Origin of the sequence: Alistipes sp. An31A (assembly GCF_002159425.1) — a bacterium.
In the GTDB taxonomy this organism is placed as follows: Bacteria; Bacteroidota; Bacteroidia; order Bacteroidales; family Rikenellaceae; genus Alistipes; species Alistipes excrementigallinarum.
In genome coordinates, this window is sequence record NZ_NFIO01000007.1 from 1 (window position 1) to 19,509 (window position 19,509).

Consider the following 19,509-nt stretch of genomic DNA (forward strand, 5'->3'; position numbering starts at 1 on the left):
AGACGGGGGCACGGGCACGGGCGCAGGCGCGGGGTGCGGGGCGCGGAACACGGAAGACGCGGGCGTGGGGCGCAGGACGCAAAACGCGGAACACGTGGACGCGGACGCGGGCACGGGCACGGGCACGGGGGCACGGGGCGCAGGACGCAGAACACGGGCTACTGGCCGCGGGCAGCAGAACACGGGAAACGGGGGGCACGAAGTGCAGAAGACGGAAGACGCGGGCACGGGGTGCAGGACGCAGAACACGGGCTACTGGCCGCGGGCAGCAGAACACGGGAAACGCGGGCACGGGGCGCAGGAGACGGGGCATAGGAGACGGGGCACAAGCCCCCGTGCATGGACCGCAGCGCGACTGCATACACCCGCCCGGCCCCGCAACAACCTGCCGGGGCCGTTCACAGCCGGGCGCCATCCGCCGCGGGCCGCACCCTACTTGTCGCGCGTACGAATCAGAATCACGCCGTTGCCGCCGCGCACGCCGTACATGTTGTTGCCGCGCTGCACCTCGACCGACTTGACCTCGTAGATGCTGATGCTGTTGAGGCTCGAAACGGGCATCCCGTCGCAGACAATCAGCGCCGCCGAGGAGGAGTTGACCGAACTCTGACCGCGGATGACCAGCTCGCCGTTGATGAGCTGCAGCCCGGGAACCAAGGCCAGCAGCGCCGTCTGGAGGTCCGTAAAGCCCTTCTGGAGCATCATCTCGCCGGTGATGCCCGACGACGAGCCGGCATATTCACGCCGCTTGACATAGCCGAAACCGAGGTCCACCAGTTCCTCGTCCTCATCGTAGGAGGGCTGCTCGCCGCCCCACAGCACCTTGAGGCTGCGCCGTCCGTCGAGCGGAATCTCGACCTTCTCGCGCCGGTACTGCAGCAGGAGCGTGTCGGTGGGCTTGAGGTTCGTCAGACCGAAGCGCCCCTCGCGGTCGGCCACCGTACGCTTGTCGCTGTTCTTGACAAAGACGCGCACCTTGACCCCCTTGCCCGAGAGGTCCTTGACCAGTCCGTTGAAGGGGACATCGGAGGAGTCGTTCTGCTGGGCGCACAGCACGAAGGGCACCAACAGCAGGAGCGGAAGCAGAAGTCGTTTCATCATGGCTCGTAGCGGTTAGGTTCGTAAAAGCGGAATAAAGCGGACCGCGAGGCGGGATGCCGGGCCGGACGCACCGGAGGTCGCGCCGAACACACCGGAGATTAAGCCGGAGGCACCGGAGGTCACGCCGGAGGCATCGAAGCTGCCCCGCCGGGCCGCATTTCATCAACTTCAAATATAGAAAAAAGCGGAGAAACCTGCAAATTTCTCCGCTTGAAGCCTTTATCGTCGAGGCCCTATGCCTGCTGATGCGGGCAGAAGCCATCTGGTGGGAACATTGACCGGAACTGCCTTAAAGCCATCTCAAACCACCCGGAACTGCCCCCGAACCGGCCACAACCGGTCCGAACCACCCGGAACGCTACCGAAATGCTACCGGCCCGCTACCGGAACGAGCAGTTGTTGACGTCGCGCCAGCCGAGCAGCAGTTCGCGAACCGGAAGCCGCTTCTTGCCGGCCATCTGCAGCTCGTCGAGCCATATCCAGCCGTCGGCGCAGGCCACGCGCAGCGTGCGGCCGTCGCTGAAGAGCGAGCCCGGCTGCTCGCCGTGCCGCGCCGCCTCGAAGCGGGCCGTGAAAATCTTGACGCTCGTCGCGGGCTCCGACTCACCGTCGCGCACCACACCGCTCCAGGCGGCGGGATAGGGCGAGAGCCCCCGCACGAAGTCGACGATGCGCCGCCCCGGAAGGCTCCAGTCGATGCGGCAATCCTCCTTGAAGAGCTTCGGCGCAGGCTTGAGCTGCCCGTCGTCGTACTCGGGCTGCGCCACGGGAGTGACATCGCCCGCAGCGAGGCGCTCGACCGTATCGAGCACCAACTCCGTGCCGCGGTGCATCAGCTTGTCGTACATCGTACCGACGTTGTCTTCGGGCAGAATCGGCATGCGCGCCTGAGCCAGAATGGCCCCCTTGTCGATTTCGTGGTTGAGCAGGAAGGTGGTCACACCGGTCTCCCGCTCGCCGTTGATGATGGCCCAGTTGATGGGCGCCGCGCCGCGGTACTGCGGCAGCAGCGAGGCGTGGAGGTTGAAGGTGCCCAGACGCGGCATCGACCAGATGACCTCGGGGAGCATGCGGAAGGCGATGACGATGCCCAGGTCGGGCTGCAGCGCCCGCATCGCCTCGACGAATTCGGGGGCGCGCAGCTTCTCGGGCTGCAGCACGGGCAGCCCCAGTTCGAGCGCCGCCACCTTGACGTCGCTCTGGTGGACCTTCTGGCCGCGGCCGGCCGGCTTGTCGGGCGTCGTGACGACGACCACCACCCGGTAGCCCCCGGCGACAAGCGCCCGGAGCGAGGGTACGGCAAATTCGGGCGTACCCATGAATACGATGCGAAGATTCTTTGCGTCCATTGTCTGCGAATTTGTCCGGTGGGCCCGTGCACCCTCCGCTCGCGGGGAGCGCCGAGGCTGCGGCCGCACCGGTGAAGGTGAAAAGGAAAGCCCCGCGGTGCGCACCGCGGGGCTTCGTTGCGTGGTACGCCCTACTTGAGCCCCAGCTTGTGGTGCATGCGCTCCTCCTTGGTCTTCAGGTAGCGCAGGTTGTAGGCATTGGGGGCGATGACGATGGGGACAATCTCGTCGATGGTGATGCCGTAGCCCTCCAGACCGGCCCGCTTCTGCGGGTTGTTGGTCATCAGCCGCATGTGCTGGATGCCCAGCTCGCGGATGATGCTGGCACCGACGCCGTAGTCGCGCTCGTCTGCCCGGAAGCCCAGCTTGACGTTGGCATCGACCGTATCGAACCCCTCGTCCTGGAGCTTGTAGGCCTTGATTTTGTTGCACAGGCCGATGCCGCGCCCCTCCTGCTGGAGGTAGATGATGGCGCCCTTGCCCTGCTCGTCAATCATGCGCATCGCCTCGTGCAGCTGCTCGCCGCAGTCGCAGCGGCACGAGCCGAAGATGTCGCCCGTGGCGCACGAGCTGTGGACGCGCACGAGCACCGGCTCGTCGGCCGACCACGTGCCCTTGGTCAGCGCCACATGCTCCAGACCGTTGCTCTTCTGCTTGAAGGGGGTAATCATGAAGTCGCCCCATGCCGTGGGCAGGGGGACCGTTTCGCCCTTCTCGACAATCGACTCCTCGCGCAGGCGGTAGGCGATGAGCGAGGCAATCGAGATAATCTTGAGTCCGAACTTGCGGGCCACCTCGCGCAGCTGCGGCAGGCGGGCCATCGTGCCGTCCTCGTTCATGATTTCAATCAGCGCGCCGGCGGGCTGCAGACCGGCCAGACGGGCCAGGTCGACGGCTGCCTCGGTGTGGCCCGGGCGGCGCAGCACGCCCTTCTGGCGCGCACGCAGCGGATTGATGTGGCCCGGACGGCCCAGGTCGGCGGGGCGCGTCTTCGGGTCGGCCAGCGCGCGAATGGTCGCCGCACGGTCGTGAATCGAGACTCCGGTGGTGCACCCCTCGCCCAGAAGGTCGACCGTCACGGTGAAGGGGGTGCCCAGCAGCGAGGTGTTGTTGGGCTCCATCATGTTGAGCTCAAGCTCGGCACAGCGCTCCTCAGACAGCGGTGCGCAGAGCACGCCGCGCCCCTCCTTGAGCATGAAGTTGACGATTTCAGGCGTGATTTTCTCCGCCGCGACGATGAAATCGCCCTCGTTCTCACGGTCCTCGTCGTCGACGACGATTACCACCTTACCCTGTCGGAAGTCATCGATGACCTCCTCGACGCTATTCAATATGCTCTCCGTTGCCATTTGGTTGGGATTTAGATTGTTCGTTCTTGCGTTTGAATTTGAGTTTGCTCCACTTCACCCCCTTGAACACTCCGTTCAGATGGAGCTTCTCGCGGAGCACCTTGATGCGACCGGCGTACCAGTCGGTATCGAGCAGCGACGAGTCGTTCGTCGCCTTGTAGGTCAGATAGACGGCGATGGGCGCGAGGATGAAGGTAGAGAGCCACATGCCGTAGACGGCATCCCAGCTCCCCTCCTTGGCCAGCTTCTCGCCCGTGATGCTGATGATGTAGTAGATGACGAAGAAGATGACCGAGATGACAATCGGCATGCCCAGTCCTCCCTTGCGGATGATGGCCCCCAGCGGCGCGCCGATGAGGAAGAAGATGATAATCGAGACGGGCAGCGAGGTCTTGCGGTGCCACTCCACCTTGCTGCGGTAGAGCTGGTTAAGCGCATCCTTCGACATCGACTCGTCGAACGAGAACATGTTGCGCGAATTCTTGGCCAGCGTCCGCGCCTGGTCCCACACCCGCTCCTTCTCGCGCACGGGAAGCTGCTTGAGCGAGTCGATGGCATACATGCGGCCGTAGCCGCGCTTGTCGACGCGCAGGCTGTCGACCATGGCCAGCACCGAGCTGTCCTTGACGAAAATCTGCTCCTTGAGCAGCGGCTCGTACGAGCGGCCGGTCACCGAATTGACCTCCACCTCGAGCGAGTCGATGTCGTGCTGCAGTTCGTTGATGTTCTTGGTCTGGCTGTTGGAGAACTGGTCCGAGTTGCTCCGCTCCATCGCGAAGCCGTCCATCGAAATCCGCTGGTCCTGCATGTCGAACGTATGGTGGCGCAGCGAGCTCTTGGTATACCACTGGCTGTTGCGCGTCTGCTCGTAGGTCTCGCCGTGGAAGAGCGTCACCAGCAGGAACTTCTTGTCGTCCGAGAGGCGGATGTAGCCCGAATCGGCCACAATCGTGTTCATGTTGCCGTTCACCTCGCGGTTGTCGTAAATCAGCACGTCGCGCAGCAGGTGCGTCTCGGGGTCCTGACGCCCGACGCGAATCGACATGTTGTCGATGCCGTTGAAGAAGAGGCCGTCCTGGAACTCGATGGTCTGCTTCTGCTGGCGGATGTCGTAGAGGATGCTGTACATCTTCTTGTTGGCGTAGGGGACCAGGTTGTTGCTCACGAAGAAACTGCCCACGGCGATGATGCCCACCACCACCAGCAGCGGCCGCATGATGCGCGGCAGCGACATGCCGGCCGACTTCATGGCCAGCAGCTCGTAGTTCTCGCCCAGGTTGCCCATCGTCATAATGGCGGCCAGCAGCGTGGCCAGCGGCAGACCCAGCGGAATCATGTTGGCCATGGCGTAGGCCATCAGTTCGATGATGATGCCTGCGCTGAGGCCCTTGCCCACCAGCTCGTCGATGTAACGCCATACGAAGTTCATCATCAGGACGAACATCACGATGAAGAAGGTCATAATCATCGGTCCGAGGTAGGACTTCAGTATGAGTTTGTAGATGGTTTTCATGCTACGCTTCCACAGTCATTTGCAGGGGGCCGGTGAACGGCAGGCACAAAGATACAATAAAAAAACGAATAAACGGCCTTCGCGGCGGACTATCCGCAGCCTTCCGTCGGGAAGTTTCGCGCGGCGGCGGGCTGCGTCAGCCTCCGTGCAGCAGAATAGGCTGTACTCTAAGAAATTGCGGCCGGGAAGAACCACCCCCAAAAAACGCCGCACGGGAGGGGCCATGAGGCCGCGTCAGCGGTCGGCGCCGGCCACGGGCTCCGACACCGGAGCAAGACGCGGACGCAGCCGTGCGCAGAGGCGCGCGACGACCAGCAGCAGCGTCAGGATGAAGATGATGGCCGCACCGGGGGGCACCTCGAAGCCGTAGCTGAGCACCAGCCCCCCGACGTTGCCCGCCACGGCCACGAGCGGCGCGGCGAGGGTAATCACGCGGAACGACTTCGAGAAGCTGTTGACAATCACCACCGGAATGGTGAGCAGCGAGATGAGCAGCACGATGCCCATGATGCGAATCGAGAGGACGATGGTCACGGCGATGAGCGCCGCCAGCAGGTAGGAAATCACGCGCGTATGGATGCCGCGGCTGCGGGCGAACTCGCGGTCGAAGGCGACGTACATGACCGGACGCAGCCAGAGCAGCGCCCCGGCAATCAGGAGGGCCGTCAGCACGGCGAGCGCCGCAACGTCGCCGTCGGTCACCGTCACGATGCTGCCGAAGAGATAGGCCGACAAGTCGCCCGAGGTGTATCCCGGGCGGAGCGACATGAAGAGCGCCCCGACGGCCATGCCCACCGACCAGATGATGCCGATGGCCGAATCCTCGCGGATGCGCCCCCGCGTCGAGGCCCACTCGATGCCCAGCGCCGAGAGGACGGCGAAGAGCATCGCGCCCAGAATCGGATTGGCACCCAGGTAGAAGGCGATGCCCAGCCCGCCGAACGACGAGTGGGTGATGCCGCCCGCCAGAAAGACCATCCTCCGGCAGACGACATAGGTGCCGACGATGCCGCAGGTAATGCCCGAGAGGATGCAGGCGATGAAGGCGTTCGAGAGATAGCCGTATTGGAAGAGGTCGCTGAAAAATTCCATAGTACAGTTGGAGCGTCTGCAAAGGTACATCTTTTGTGCCCGGGAAGCAACTCGCGGCGCATAAAAAAGCGCCGCCCCCCCCTCGGGAAGACGGCAGCGCCGCATGACAAGAGGCTGAGTGCCTCAGAAGAGAATGGCCAGACGCGCCTGGATACCGCTCAGTCCGTCGAACTGGAAGTAGTTGGCGCCAAGCTCGAAGCGACTGTAGCTCAATCCGATGCCACCGCTCAGGTAGTAGGACTCGGTCTCCGACACCTCGTATCCGCCGCGCACCTCGACATAGGGCGAGAAGCGGCTCTTGAGCAGATAGGCCTTCGCGTTGAGGAAGAAGGGAACCATCACCTTGCTATCCGTATAGCCGTAGTCGTCGTAACCGGAGTTCAGACGCTCAGCATTCGCCTTGAAGACTCCGACGCCCAGACCTGCGAAGAAGTGCTTGCCGCACTGCCGGCCGTGGATGGTCGAGAAGGCAAAGCCGTCGCCCCTGAAGTCGGACGAAGTGGTAAGGTTGATGTAGCTGCCCTCAACCAGACCGCGGTATCCCGAGCGGCGTTCGCGGAACTTGCCGCCCTTCGCCCGGACGGGTTTCGGCGTGGTGACCGAAACGGCCTTCCCGAGCGAGGCTCCCTTGCGGGGCGTGGGCCGGAGTGTCTCGGCCAGCACGAGCGTCGTCCGCACCGTATCGGGACAACGCACGGCATTGATGGTCCGGATGTCCTCGAGCGTAGCCGAACGGAACCGCTCGTAGCGGGCGGGATAGCCGCTCACCGTGAGCCGGTGCTCGGTGCGGAACCAGTGCCGGTTGGCCTCGTGGCGCACCTTGGGTTCGACCAGCAGGTCGGCCGACCCTCCGGCAAGCGCACGGGCAACCAACGCCTCGCGCTGAGCCTCCACGGGCGTCGAGCCCTTGAAGAGGTGATTCGTCCAGGTCGTATCGACCTCGACCCGAACGGGCGCGACGTCAAGTTCGGCAACCGTCGGCATTTGTGTGATTTCGGCACGGAGCTCCACCGACCGTGCCGTCTGAACGCGACGGGCTACCGAGCAGGACGACGCAAGGAGTACGACCGCCGCCAACAGAGGCAGCCGTACGATATTGTGTCCCAGACTCATATCCGACAGCGTACGTTATTTCTGGACTACCGGGAGCATGAGCACCTGCTGCTGCGTCGAGGGGTTGCGCAGTGCGTTGATGGCCTCGGCGTCCTCCTTGGTCAGGGAGCGGAAGTTGCGGTAGCGTGCGGGATATCCCGACACCTCGACCGTCGTCAGACGACCCTTCTTGTCGTAGGTATAGGTAAACTGCGGCTCGACGAGGATGTCGGCACCCGTCTTCTTCAGCGCCTCGGCAATGGCGTTCTGCTCCTTGACCTTCTTCGACAGGTACTTGCCGTCCTTACCCGTGCAGATGCCCGTTACCTTGGTCTCCGAAACCTCCAGGTCCGAGACGTTGACCATCGACTCCATGGCGGCGGGAATCCGCGCCACGCGTGCCGTGTGCGACTTGTAGACACTGTTCGAGCATGCACTCAGAGCGACCGCAGCCGCCAGCAAAAGAATAGTTCTTTTCATAATTTTGTAGAATTTGACTTGTGTTCCCGCACCCCGGAACGGGTTATTGCATGAGGGAGGCGTGGTGCTGAAGGTTCATTCCGGACATCGGTACAGGCCGCACCGTACGGTGCGCCTGCGCCTCAACACACAAGTACGCGAAAAAGAGGGACGCGACCGTCCATTCTCCGTTTTCGAACCACACAACCGAGAACAAACTTACGCTTCCGGTATACCATTCTGCTCAGCATATTGTCCTGAAAGGACACACAAATATACTTTTTATCCGATAAAGATGCAAGAAATACCAACAAAAACGTCCTTTATGGACAACTATTCGTTCGCAGCCCCCTGCCGTCAGCCTCCACCCTTCGCCTGCCTTCCTTCCTGCCTTCTGCTTCCACCTTCCGCCTCCCGCCTGCCGTCAGCCGCCTGCCGTCAGCTTCCACCCTCCGCCTGCCGTCGGCTTCCACCCATGCGCCCTTGCTATATGCCGCCCCACCGCTCCGCACAAGCCCCTCCATCCGAGCCGCGACGAACTTTCCCTCCCGGCCGCGACAGACTTCCCTTCCCGGCTGCGACAGACTTCCCTTCCCGGCTGCGACGGACAAAAAAAATGCGACCCGAAGGTCGCATTAGAAAGTTTTCAAATATCTGTCAAACAGATATTTACAAATTCAATTAGTATTCCTCCTCGTTGAAGAAATTTATATACATTGATTATCAATATATTATGTGACAATCAATGAAATTTACGCAAACAAACCGCACCATCTGAGACGGTCTGAGGCGATGGGAGGAAAAGGGAGGACAAACAAAATAGAGTTCATCAGATTATCTGGCTATGTATCTTTGGATAAGTTTGTCTTTGTAGTATATTTCTATAATGTTCCCATAATCTTTTATTATCCTTATATCTTCTGGATATAGAGCATAAAGTCCTTTGATATAATCTAAAGCTCTATCTACTGGCCAATTATCATGGTCACACCATGTCATATTTAAACCTCTATTGTTAATAATCAACAATAGATCATCAAGTGTTATATTTTCCATAATCTGAATTTATACTGTTTACTATTTTGAGTCACAAAAATACACATAACTAATATATATCGAAATACAATTACTATATTTGCGTGTAACGCAAAAAAAGTGAGAGAGTGATGGCTGATATAAATAGACTTAAAGTCGTTCTGGTAGAAAAAAAACGGACCAACAAATGGTTGGCCGAACAGTTGGGAAAAGATCCTGCAACTGTCTCAAAATGGTGTACAAACACTTCACAGCCCGATTTGCAGACTTTGACCAAGATTGCCTTTTTGTTAGGTGTTGAAGTCCGGGATTTGATAAATAAGAACGCAAACATATATGAGAGTTCCGAAGCAATTCAATAATATAACAGAGCGTGTCATCGATGATTTGAGACAGGTATTGTCGTCGGGCAATAGCCAGGTCTCTATCGCGGCAGCCAGCTTTTCTATTTATGCCTATGAGGCTCTGAAAGAAGAGTTGGAGAAGGTAGAATGTGTAAATTTCATCTTCACATCTCCCACATTTACTACCGATAAAACTGAGAAGCAGAAGCGAGAGTTCTATATCCCTAAGTTGAATCGAGAGAGAAATCTTTTCGGTTCTGATTTTGAAATAAGGCTCCGTAACCAACTTACACAACGAGCCATTGCCAGAGAGTGCGCAGACTGGATTCGTAGAAAGGCCCGATTTAAGACGAACATCACTCACGGCTCCATGAATACCTTCCTCAATATAAGGGAAGGAGAAGAGACCTACACCTATATGCCTTTCAATGAATTCACCACTACGGAACTGGGATTGGATCGAGGGAACAATATCTGCCCGATGGTTGTAGGTATGCCCAGCCATAGTTCAACAGATATGTTCCTAAAGAACTTTGCTGAACTCTGGAAGGATAAGGAGAAATTTCAGGATGTGACAGAGAGTGTTATAGAAAACATCGAGACCGTTTACAAGGAGAATGCTCCTGCCTTTATTTATTTTATCACCCTATACAATATCTTCAATGAATTTTTAGAAGACATTAGTGAGGATGTTCTACCCAACGAAGCCACAGGATTCAAAAGCAGTGTAATATGGAATAAGCTGTACAGTTTTCAGCGTGATGCGGCCTTGGCAATCATAAACAAACTGGAAAAATATAACGGCTGTATCCTTGCTGACAGTGTTGGTCTGGGTAAAACATTCACGGCTCTTTCGGTTATCAAGTATTACGAGAACCGAAACAGAAATGTACTGGTACTTTGTCCGAAAAAATTAAATGACAACTGGCAGACTTTTCGTTCCAACTATAAGAACAATCCGGTATTGGCAGATCGTCTGCGTTACGACATTTTGTTCCATTCCGACTTGTCAAGGGATGGTGGATTGAGTAATGGTCTTGACCTGGAACGAGTGAATTGGGGAAACTATGATTTAATCGTCATAGACGAAAGCCATAATTTCCGCAATGGCGGTCAGTTTGACAATGAAGACGATGATTTCAAGGAAAACCGCTATGCCCGACTGATGAACAAAGTCATACGCAGTGGTGTAAAGACCAAAGTGCTCATGCTCTCGGCTACTCCGGTAAACAATCGTTTCAACGATTTGAAAAATCAGTTGCAACTGGCGTATGAAGGAAAGGCTGAAAACATCAACAATTTGCTGGATACGGATAAAAGTATAGACCGGATTTTCCGGGATGCCCAGACGGCTTATTCCAAATGGACTAAACTACTGCCGGAACAAAGAACGACGGAGAAACTGGTAGATTCGTTAAGTTACGATTTTTTTCAGTTACTCGATGCCGTCACTATTGCCCGTAGCCGTAGTCACATTATCAAATACTACAACACGAACGATGTAGGCAAATTCCCTACACGCCTGTCTCCGCTGTCTCGCAGACCGAAACTGACAGATTTAAGTGATACGATTACATTCCGCGACATTGCCGAGCAGTTGAATAACCTGAATCTTTCCATCTATACGCCGTCCCTATTTATCTTCGAAAGTGCAAAAGATAATTATGGAATCGACTATCAAGGTGAGGGCCTGACCATAGACGGTCGAGAGAAGGGAATCCGGAAATTGATGGCTATTAACCTGTTGAAACGCCTGGAAAGTAGCGTCAATTCTTTCCGCCTGACCCTGATAAGGATACACGATTTTATCAAAGATTCTATTGCCGCCATTGACAAGTTTGAAGAAAGCGGAGCAGGAGCCATTGATATCACCGACTTCACAGAAGACTTCGACAGCGAAGATACCGAAAATGATCCGTTCGTAGGGCGTAAATCCAAAATCAATCTGCGTGATATGGATTATGTAAGGTGGCGGCGCGACTTGCAGGCGGATGTCGATGTATTGGAGCTGCTTATCTTCATGCTGAAAGATATTACGCCAGAGCACGATGCCAAATTACAGCAGCTGGTAGCAGATTTGAAGAACAAGTTTGAACACCCGATTAATGGCAACAACAAAAAGGTATTGATATTTACAGCCTTTGCCGATACGGCTAACTACCTGTACGAGCAACTTTCCGGTCGAATCCTGAATGATTGCGGACTGCACACGGCTTTGATAACCGGTAGTACCGAAGGTAAGAGCACCTTGCCGCGCATCAAGTGCAGCTTTAACGACATACTCACCTATTTCTCACCTATATCCAAAGATCGTGATGCCATTCACCCCAACGATACAAGAGAAATAGACGTGCTAATTGCTACCGACTGCATCAGCGAAGGACAAAACCTGCAGGACTGCGACTATCTTATCAACTACGACATTCACTGGAATCCAGTGCGCATCATTCAGCGCTTTGGACGCATCGATCGTATCGGGAGCCGCAACGAAGTCATTCAGCTGGTTAACTATTGGCCCGATATGGAACTCGACGATTACATCAAGTTGAAAGGTCGTGTCGAGAGCCGCATGAAAGCGACAGTTATCACCAGTACCGGTGATGACAACCTCTTGTCGGTCGATGAAAAAGGCGATTTGGAGTACCGCCGTAACCAGTTGAAGAAACTTCAGAACGAAGTGGTTGATATCGAGGATATGGATACCGGCGTCAACATCATGGATTTGGGTCTGAATGAGTTCCGTCTCGACTTGCTGGCCAACTTGAAGGAGCATCCCAACATGGATCTCACCCCATTTGGCATGAGTGCCATAGTCGCCGCCTCCGACTTGGTAGAACCGGGTGTCATTTATGTACTGAAGAACAAGAACAACGGTGTGAATATCGACCGTTCCAACCTGTTGCACCCTTTCTACATGGTTTACATTTCGCATACCGGCACCGTCATCTGCGATCATCTGTCTCCCAAGAAACTGCTCGACAAGATGCGTTACGCCTGCAAAGACAAGACAGAGCCCGACATGACCCTCTGCAAGCAGTTCAACAAGGAGACTCGCGACGGCAAGAATATGCGCCACTACAGCGACCTGTTGCAATCGGCCATAGAGAGCATTATCACCGTCAAGGAAGAGAGCGACATAGACGATTTTCTGAACGGGGTGCAGGGCAACCTGTTTGCCGGTGAGATACGCGGTTTGGACGATTTTGAGTTGATAACATTCTTAGTCATTAAATAGATATGAGGAAATTTACCGACAAAGAAAATAAATGGATAAAGGAATTTGTAGAACTCAAAGAGAAAGGGTTAAGCCACGTACAAGAGTTACAAGTAGCCAAAATATTGCGTACTAAGTTTTCTTTCTTTGCTCTTAAATGGACATACGGGGAAAAGCCGCAGATTTCCTTATACAATAGAACAAAAGATAAGGATAAGGCAGAAAAACAATATTATGATATCTGTGATTTCATCTATTTTATCAAAGAATTAGAGTCTCTTGGCTTTATTGCTATACAAAAATTTTATTCAGAAAAGGAAGATGTTGGATATAATGTTTTGTATGATAGAGATAAATATATTTATGATGAAAAAAACGATAAATTTAGGCCTACTGAATGTACCGATTTGAGTTCCTTTATTTCCGGAGACTCTTCTGGTAATGAATTCCCAATGGAGAACATGGGCAATGGCGTTTATGGCTTATTCCAAATAGGCCAGACTCAAAACATAAACCTTGATTTCGCATATGATCTGCAAAAATATGGATTAGGGATAATTTACCCATTGCCGTTAGCGGTAGATTATGTCAATAACGATTTCAAAACATTAGAAGAACGGTATAATAACACAGAAATAGCAGCGACCTTAAAATCTGTTAAATGGAGCCAAATAGCAGTATGGATTGCTGTTATTGCATTATTTTCATCTGTAATTTTTGACATATGTCAAATGTGTTCTTCGCAAGAAATCGATCCTGACCAAATTACCACGATTGAAAAGGCAATAAAGGATAACCATATAGAGGAGCCTTTGACGGTTGAAATTAAAGATACGATTTTGACTAAACCAGTAAGTGTTAATGAGCAAACAACCTCTTTCCACCAACGGTTAAGTATCCCATCAAAATAGCTTATGTACGGCCTTCCCATATCAACAGAACGAAAACGGCAGTTGCCCAAGAAGGCAATTTATGCTAAATTTGACCTGACAACAGCCCAGCGTGAGGGTTTCGATGCCGATGTCGCCCGCATCGATATTGTGGCGGTGGTATCCTCGGCAACGATACCGGCATTGAGCGAAGGCGTCGAGGTGAAGGAGTTTTATGTCCTTGATGTGCATATGAAGCGCAGGAAATACGATGCAAAGAACATCTTGCTGCTGACCCGGCTGATTGCTCAGAATATGGTTTTTGCGCTGCGATATGAGGATCAGGTACAGTTTGCCATCTTCCACACCAGGCTGTTTACAACCGCATGGCAAACCGCCGAGCAAGCTACCTTGCCGCTGTCAGGGCTGAACCTCGATGCCGTTTGGGAGAATATCGTGAAAGCAATTGGCCATATCGAGGTGACCGATGGCCAGACCTTGACCGAGCAGATAGCCGATAATGACCAACGGGCCAAGTTACTTGCTCAAATAGCAACACTCGAGCGTAAAATGGCCAACGAGAAACAGCCTCGACGCAAACGGGAATATTTTGAACAGATTAAAAAACTAAAAGAACAGATATAATGGAGAAAATATACTTATCCAAAGCCTGCAAAAAGATTTTGCGAGCCATTAGAGACAAACAATATCATGATATTCCCAAAAGTGACACGGAGGATTTATTGCTTCTTGAGCAAAAAGGTCTGATTAATGTAGTCTGGTGTGAGCTTGGATATGCGGTTATTGTTAATCTTAGTCCCAAGGGTATTACATATTTACATGTTAATCCCAAACTTTGCAATCCGTCTATTTTTGACGATAAAAAGTTCTGGATAAATACGGCAATATCTTTATTAGCTGTTATTATATCCATATTTGCTTTGCTAAAACAATAAATCGATTATAGTATCATGGACAAACTGAAAATGCATAGCCTTGATGTGATAGGCTCCAATATAGAGAAGATACAGCAGTTGTTCCCGAATTGTGTGACGGAACGATTGGGTAAGGACGGCAAGCCCGAGTTGGCTATTGATTTTGAAAAGTTGCAAGCCGAATTGTCAAACGAGATTATTGGCGAGGGCGAGGAGCGCTATCAGTTTACCTGGCCCGACAAGCGTGCTGCCAATCGACTGGCCAATACACCCACGACGATGACCCTGCGCCCTTGCCGCGAGGAGAGTGTGAACTTTGACCACACGCAGAACCTCTATATCGAGGGTGACAACCTCGATGTACTGAAAGCGTTGCGCGAAACCTATCTAGGTAAGGTAAAGATGATCTATATCGACCCGCCCTACAACACCGGCAATGATTTTGTCTATAACGACGATTTCGCACAAAGCCGTGACGAGTTTGAAGAAACAAGCGGTCTGTTCGATGAAGAGGGCAACCAAACCATCGACCCGATGCAGCGCAATACCGAGAGCAACGGCCGTTTCCATACCGACTGGCTCAATATGATCTATCCCCGTTTGAAAGTGGCCCGCGATCTGTTATCAGACGACGGAGTAATCTTTATCTCCATCGACGACAACGAGGTCGAGAACCTGCGTAAAATTTGTGACGAGATTTTTGGAAAAGAAAATTTAGTGGCAAATTTAATATGGGAGCAGGGGCGTAAATCAATGGCAGCACAGGTTGCTGTAAATCACGAGTATTGCCTAATATATTGTAAGAATAGGCGTTATAACATAGAGTATGATAATCATTTTGCCAATGAAAATTGGAAGACTCGTAAAGAAGGATTAGAAAAAATCTATACAGAAGTAGATCGTTTGGTTAAATCGTATGGTTCTGATATTGAAAAAATCGAAAAAGGCCTTACGGCCTTTTATAAAGGATTATCAGATTCAGACCCAGCCAAGTCACAATCTCATTATAAGAAATACGACCCGTGCCTTGGGATATATTATCAGGGTGATATATCCCAAGGCACGGGTAAAGGAGGGAGATTCCCGATAATCCATCCTGTAACAGGTTTGCCATGCAAATGTCCTTCTGGAGGCTGGAGATTTGCAGAATCTAAATTGCCTGAGCTGTTAAGAGAAAATAGAATTGCTTTTGGGCCAGATGAAACTACAGTCCCTTGTCTAAAACGCTTTCTAAAGGAAACAGAAAATGAAGTTTTTGCAAGCGTTTTTTATAAAGATGGACGTGGAGCATCTAAAAGATTAGATAGATTAATGGATGCTCATATATTTGATTATCCTAAAGACGAGGAGGTGATAAAGACTTTTATTTCATTAGTTACCTCCTATGTGGATAGTGATTCATTAATTCTTGATTTCTTTTCCGGGTCTGCTACAACAGCCCATGCCGTGATGCAGCTCAATGCCGAGGATGGGGGCAACCGCAAGTTTATTATGGTCCAGCTACCCGAAAAGACCGACGAAACGAGCGAAGCCTACAAAGCAGGATACAAAAATATTTGCGAGATAGGCAAGGAGCGCATACGCCGTGCCGGCCAGAAAATCAAAGAGGAAAACAAAGACAAGGAGGGAATAGAAAAACTCGACACCGGATTCCGCGTGTTGAAACTTGACTCCTCCAATATGGAAGAGGTCTATTACACCCCGCAGGAGTTTACGATGCAATCGCTGTTCAGCGAGAACGTAAAGGCCGACCGCACGGGTGAAGACCTACTGTTCCAGGTGATGCTCGACCTCGGCATAGAACTCTCGGCCAAGATCGAGACTCGACAGATAGCGGGCAAAACCGTCCACCTGGTAGATGACAACTATATGGTGGCTTGCTTCGACCGCGATGTGACCGAAGCCGCCATAAAGGAAATAGCCCAGCTGCACCCGGTATATTTCGTCATGCGCGACGCCTCGGCCGCCAACGACAATGTGATTGACAACTTTGAGCAGATATTCCGCCACTATTCGCCGGATACAAATTGCCGAATTATCTAAACGGGAGGGGTATGAAATTCAAGTTTAAGATACAGCAATACCAGACCGATGCCGTAGAAAATACGGTGGCGGTATTTCAAGGGCAGCCATCACATACTCTGTCGACCTATCGCAGGGACTTGGGAACCTACCGGGATCAACGGATTACATATAAGGAGGAAGAGACCGGCTACGGCAACCACCGTTTGGAACTGGACAAACAGACGATGCTCCGGAACATCCGCTTCGTGCAGAATTTATACGATATAACCCCTTCGGAAACGCTGGCAAGAGGAGTGGCTCCGGTAAATCTGGATATAGAGATGGAGACCGGTACGGGCAAGACCTATGTCTATATCAAGACGATGTTTGAGCTGAACAAGCAGTACGGGTGGAGCAAATTTATTGTCGTGGTGCCCAGTATAGCCATTCGAGAGGGCGTAGCCAAGAGCTTTAGCATGCTGGAAGAGCACTTCATGGAACTCTATGGCAAGAAAGCCCGCTGGTTTGTTTACAACAGCAGCAACCTGCAGCAGTTGGACAGCTTTTCGTCAGACTCGGGATTGAGCGTGATGATTATCAATACGCAGGCTTTTGCCGCATCCATGAAAGAGGGAGGCCGCAGTAAGGAGAGCCGCATCATATACTCCAAGCGCGACGAGTTTGGAAGCCGCCGACCGATTGATGTGATTGCGGCCAACAATCCTATTGTCATTATGGACGAGCCGCAAAAGATGGAGGGTGATGCCACTCAGGCAGGTATCAAACGATTCAATCCGCTGTTTGTGCTGAACTATTCGGCTACACACAAAACCAAACACGACACGGTCTATGCGCTCGATGCATTGGATGCCTACCGTCAGCAGCTGGTAAAACGCATTCATGTAAAGGGCTTTGAGTTGAAGAACCTGCGTGGTACAAGCGGTTATATGTATCTTGACAGTATTGAACTCTCACCCAAACGGCCGCCTATGGCTCGCATTGAAATCGAAACAAAAACGGCATCGGGCTCCATAGTGCGAAAAACAAAAACTTTCGGTACTGGGGACAGTCTGCGTGAAGAATCGGGATTGGCCGAATATGAAGGGTTTACCCTGTCTGAAATCAACGCCAAAGGTTATGTTACATTCCTGAATGGCGTCACGCTGCGGCGAGGTGAGGTAATCGGAGACACAAGCGAGTTGACGATGCAGCGCGTCCAGATAAGGGAAACCATCAAGTCGCACTTTGAGAAGGAACGCCAGTTGTTCAAGCGGGGTATCAAGTGCCTGTCGCTCTTCTTCATCGACGAAGTTGCTAAATATAAGAGCTACGACGAAGAGGGAAATGAAGTGAAGGGCGTGTTCCAAAAGATATTCGAAGATGAGTATGCACGCCTGGTAAGCGATGAGTTCCAGATATGGGACGAGGATTATAATGAATACCTGCGTCGGTTTACACCTCAAGAGGTGCATAGAGGCTATTTCTCGATAGACAAGAAAACGAACCGTGTCATCGATGGAAAGGTAGAGAAGAAGACCGGTCTGTCGGATGATATATCGGCCTATGACCTGATATTGAAGAACAAGGAACGACTGTTGAGCTTTGACGAACCTACCCGCTTTATCTTCTCACACTCAGCATTGCGTGAGGGATGGGATAACCCGAATGTATTTCAGATCTGTACGCTTCGACACTCCAACTCGACCACAGCCAAACGACAGGAAGTAGGACGTGGCCTTCGCCTTTGTGTGGATAAAAACGGAATCCGTATGGATAAAGAGCTGTTGGGTGAGGATGTGCATGAGGTAAACAAACTGACGGTCATAGCTAATGAAAGTTATGCCGATTTTACCAGTGCATTGCAGAAGGAGACCCGCGAGGTGTTGCGCGAGCGTGCCGCCAAAGCAACCGTGGTCTATTTTACAGGCAAGCAGATAAAGATCGGAGAAGAGATTCATACCATAGACGAATCGGAAGCAAGCCGCATTATCATCTATTTGGAAGACAATGGCTATATTGACGGAGATAAGCATATCACACCTGAATATCGTGAGGCTATAACCAACGGCAGCGTGGCTCCGTTGCCTCCGAAGTTGCAACCGATAGCCGAGGGAGTTACTCGACTGATCAATTCTATCTTTGACCCGAAGGCTCTCGATGATATGGTGGTGGAAGAGAAAACCACTATCCCGGAGAATAAGTTGAATGAGAATTTTGGCAAAGAAGAATTCCAGGCATTATGGAAAGAAATCAACCATCAATATGTTTACACGGTAAGCTACGACAGCGATGAGTTGATTAAGAAAGCCATTCTGCACATCAATGCGGAACTGGATGTAAAACAGCTCCGTTATATCATGATTGAAGGAACGCAGGATGAAAAACAGGTAACAGAATTTGGCGATACCAGATCACAATCGCATCAGTTGACCGATGTATGTACCTCGACAGTTCGTTACGATCTGGTGGGTGATATTGCCAAGGGGGCAAACCTCACGCGTCGCACGGTCGTGAAAATACTGCAAGGTATCAAAGAAAGCAAGTTGTATTTGTTCAAAAATAATCCTGAGGAATTTATCCGGAAAGTTATCAGCATCATCAAGGAACAAAAGTCCACGATGATTGTAGAAACAATCCACTACAACATGACCGAGGGGAAATACGACAGCAATATCTTCACGGTAAAGAGTAAAATGGACTTTGACAAGGCCTATGAAGCTAAGAAACATATAACTGACTATGTATTCAGCGACAGCAAGGGAGAGCGGCAATTTGCTCATGATCTTGATGAAGCCAAGGAGGTTGTAGTATATGCCAAGTTACCGCGGACCTTCCAGATACCGACTCCGGTTGGGAATTATGCACCCGACTGGGCTATTGCCATGGAAGTAGATGGAATAAAGCATATTTTCTTTATTGCTGAGACCAAGGGTTCTATGTCGTCAATGGATCTGACTAAGATAGAATTGGCTAAAATAGAATGCGCAGAAAAGTTGTTTAACTCTATTTCTACAGCCAAGGTAAAGTATCATAAAGTAACTTCATATAGTGACTTGTTGGACGAAATGGGTAAAGAGTGTTAAGCAGCCAAGTAAGAATAGCAAAACACAAGTTTATTTGCAGCCATAGATAGACAAGCCCCAATATGTTAGG

At 52.2% G+C, this 19,509-nt stretch carries 15 protein-coding genes; 7 read left to right on the plus strand and 8 right to left on the minus strand.

Translation table 11 applies throughout. From position 1 onward, the window contains the following. Positions 1 to 432: 432 nt before the first annotated feature. The 8 genes from B5F90_RS07195 to B5F90_RS10830 all read right to left on the minus strand — a co-directional run bounded on the left by B5F90_RS07195 (position 433) and on the right by B5F90_RS10830 (position 9,011). Positions 433 to 1,101, minus strand: a complete 669-nt coding sequence (locus B5F90_RS07195; protein ID WP_087362128.1) for a TonB-dependent receptor plug domain-containing protein — start codon at positions 1,099 to 1,101, stop codon at positions 433 to 435. Positions 1,102 to 1,481: 380 nt separating this feature from the next. After that, entirely contained in the window at positions 1,482 to 2,450 is a 969-nt protein-coding gene (fmt, locus tag B5F90_RS07200; protein ID WP_087362129.1) for a methionyl-tRNA formyltransferase, read from the minus strand. A 131-nt stretch (positions 2,451 to 2,581) separates the two neighbouring features. After that, positions 2,582 to 3,799, minus strand: a complete 1,218-nt coding sequence (locus tag B5F90_RS07205) for a bifunctional 3,4-dihydroxy-2-butanone-4-phosphate synthase/GTP cyclohydrolase II (RefSeq protein ID WP_087362130.1) — start codon at positions 3,797 to 3,799, stop codon at positions 2,582 to 2,584. Next, a complete protein-coding gene (locus B5F90_RS07210; RefSeq protein ID WP_087362131.1) occupies positions 3,774 to 5,312 on the minus strand; it encodes an LptF/LptG family permease in 1,539 nt (512 codons plus the stop codon). Before B5F90_RS07210 ends, B5F90_RS07205 begins: the two co-directional genes overlap by 26 nt. A 234-nt stretch (positions 5,313 to 5,546) precedes the next feature. Continuing rightward, positions 5,547 to 6,404 (minus strand): metal ABC transporter permease, encoded by an 858-nt coding sequence (locus B5F90_RS07215; protein WP_087362132.1) that lies wholly within the window; start codon positions 6,402 to 6,404, stop codon positions 5,547 to 5,549. A 123-nt stretch (positions 6,405 to 6,527) separates the two neighbouring features. Then, entirely contained in the window at positions 6,528 to 7,517 is a 990-nt protein-coding gene (locus tag B5F90_RS07220) for a hypothetical protein (protein WP_143256126.1), read from the minus strand. A gap of 15 nt (positions 7,518 to 7,532) precedes the next feature. Further along, positions 7,533 to 7,976, minus strand: coding sequence for a hypothetical protein (locus B5F90_RS07225; protein WP_143256127.1), 444 nt, complete (start codon positions 7,974 to 7,976; stop codon positions 7,533 to 7,535). A gap of 813 nt (positions 7,977 to 8,789) precedes the next feature. After that, entirely contained in the window at positions 8,790 to 9,011 is a 222-nt protein-coding gene (locus B5F90_RS10830; RefSeq protein WP_143256128.1) for a hypothetical protein, read from the minus strand. Between the two features lie 110 nt (positions 9,012 to 9,121). Between B5F90_RS10830 and B5F90_RS07230 the strand changes: the two genes are divergently transcribed. Genes B5F90_RS07230 through B5F90_RS07255 form a run of 7 tightly spaced genes read left to right on the plus strand, consistent with a single transcriptional unit; the run spans position 9,122 to position 19,439 of the window. After that, entirely contained in the window at positions 9,122 to 9,352 is a 231-nt protein-coding gene (locus tag B5F90_RS07230; RefSeq protein WP_087362135.1) for a helix-turn-helix transcriptional regulator, read from the plus strand. After that, entirely contained in the window at positions 9,327 to 12,569 is a 3,243-nt protein-coding gene (locus B5F90_RS07235; protein ID WP_087362136.1) for a helicase-related protein, read from the plus strand. Before B5F90_RS07230 ends, B5F90_RS07235 begins: the two co-directional genes overlap by 26 nt. A gap of 2 nt (positions 12,570 to 12,571) precedes the next feature. Continuing rightward, the gene (locus B5F90_RS07240; protein WP_087362137.1) at positions 12,572 to 13,459 is read left to right on the plus strand and encodes a hypothetical protein; all 888 of its coding nucleotides are present in this window, start codon (positions 12,572 to 12,574) and stop codon (positions 13,457 to 13,459) included. 3 nt (positions 13,460 to 13,462) lie between these two features. Next, complete coding sequence (locus B5F90_RS07245; RefSeq protein WP_087362138.1) at positions 13,463 to 14,062, plus strand: DUF4391 domain-containing protein; 600 nt, start codon at positions 13,463 to 13,465, stop codon at positions 14,060 to 14,062. Then, positions 14,062 to 14,373, plus strand: a complete 312-nt coding sequence (locus B5F90_RS10835; RefSeq protein ID WP_143256129.1) for a hypothetical protein — start codon at positions 14,062 to 14,064, stop codon at positions 14,371 to 14,373. The genes B5F90_RS07245 and B5F90_RS10835 overlap by 1 nt, the downstream gene beginning before the upstream one ends. Before the next feature lie 15 nt (positions 14,374 to 14,388). Further along, the gene (locus B5F90_RS07250; RefSeq protein WP_087362139.1) at positions 14,389 to 16,395 is read left to right on the plus strand and encodes a site-specific DNA-methyltransferase; all 2,007 of its coding nucleotides are present in this window, start codon (positions 14,389 to 14,391) and stop codon (positions 16,393 to 16,395) included. Positions 16,396 to 16,406: 11 nt separating this feature from the next. Continuing rightward, entirely contained in the window at positions 16,407 to 19,439 is a 3,033-nt protein-coding gene (locus B5F90_RS07255) for a DEAD/DEAH box helicase family protein (RefSeq protein ID WP_087362140.1), read from the plus strand. Positions 19,440 to 19,509: the final 70 nt, after the last annotated feature.

What these genes read in the sequence shown, in the direction of transcription:
- B5F90_RS10835 (WP_143256129.1), top strand. Translation starts at nt 14,062, where the DNA reads ATGGAGAAAATATACTTATCCAAAGCCTGCAAAAAGATTTTGCGAGCC.
- B5F90_RS07225 (WP_143256127.1), bottom strand. Translation starts at nt 7,976, where the DNA reads ATGAAAAGAACTATTCTTTTGCTGGCGGCTGCGGTCGCTCTGAGTGCA.
- B5F90_RS07235 (WP_087362136.1), top strand. Translation starts at nt 9,327, where the DNA reads ATGAGAGTTCCGAAGCAATTCAATAATATAACAGAGCGTGTCATCGAT.
- B5F90_RS07205 (WP_087362130.1), bottom strand. Translation starts at nt 3,799, where the DNA reads ATGGCAACGGAGAGCATATTGAATAGCGTCGAGGAGGTCATCGATGAC.
- B5F90_RS07220 (WP_143256126.1), bottom strand. Translation starts at nt 7,517, where the DNA reads ATGAGTCTGGGACACAATATCGTACGGCTGCCTCTGTTGGCGGCGGTC.
- B5F90_RS07255 (WP_087362140.1), top strand. Translation starts at nt 16,407, where the DNA reads ATGAAATTCAAGTTTAAGATACAGCAATACCAGACCGATGCCGTAGAA.
- B5F90_RS07245 (WP_087362138.1), top strand. Translation starts at nt 13,463, where the DNA reads ATGTACGGCCTTCCCATATCAACAGAACGAAAACGGCAGTTGCCCAAG.
- B5F90_RS07195 (WP_087362128.1), bottom strand. Translation starts at nt 1,101, where the DNA reads ATGATGAAACGACTTCTGCTTCCGCTCCTGCTGTTGGTGCCCTTCGTG.
- B5F90_RS10830 (WP_143256128.1), bottom strand. Translation starts at nt 9,011, where the DNA reads ATGGAAAATATAACACTTGATGATCTATTGTTGATTATTAACAATAGA.
- B5F90_RS07240 (WP_087362137.1), top strand. Translation starts at nt 12,572, where the DNA reads ATGAGGAAATTTACCGACAAAGAAAATAAATGGATAAAGGAATTTGTA.
- B5F90_RS07210 (WP_087362131.1), bottom strand. Translation starts at nt 5,312, where the DNA reads ATGAAAACCATCTACAAACTCATACTGAAGTCCTACCTCGGACCGATG.
- B5F90_RS07230 (WP_087362135.1), top strand. Translation starts at nt 9,122, where the DNA reads ATGGCTGATATAAATAGACTTAAAGTCGTTCTGGTAGAAAAAAAACGG.
- B5F90_RS07250 (WP_087362139.1), top strand. Translation starts at nt 14,389, where the DNA reads ATGGACAAACTGAAAATGCATAGCCTTGATGTGATAGGCTCCAATATA.
- B5F90_RS07215 (WP_087362132.1), bottom strand. Translation starts at nt 6,404, where the DNA reads ATGGAATTTTTCAGCGACCTCTTCCAATACGGCTATCTCTCGAACGCC.
- fmt (WP_087362129.1), bottom strand. Translation starts at nt 2,450, where the DNA reads ATGGACGCAAAGAATCTTCGCATCGTATTCATGGGTACGCCCGAATTT.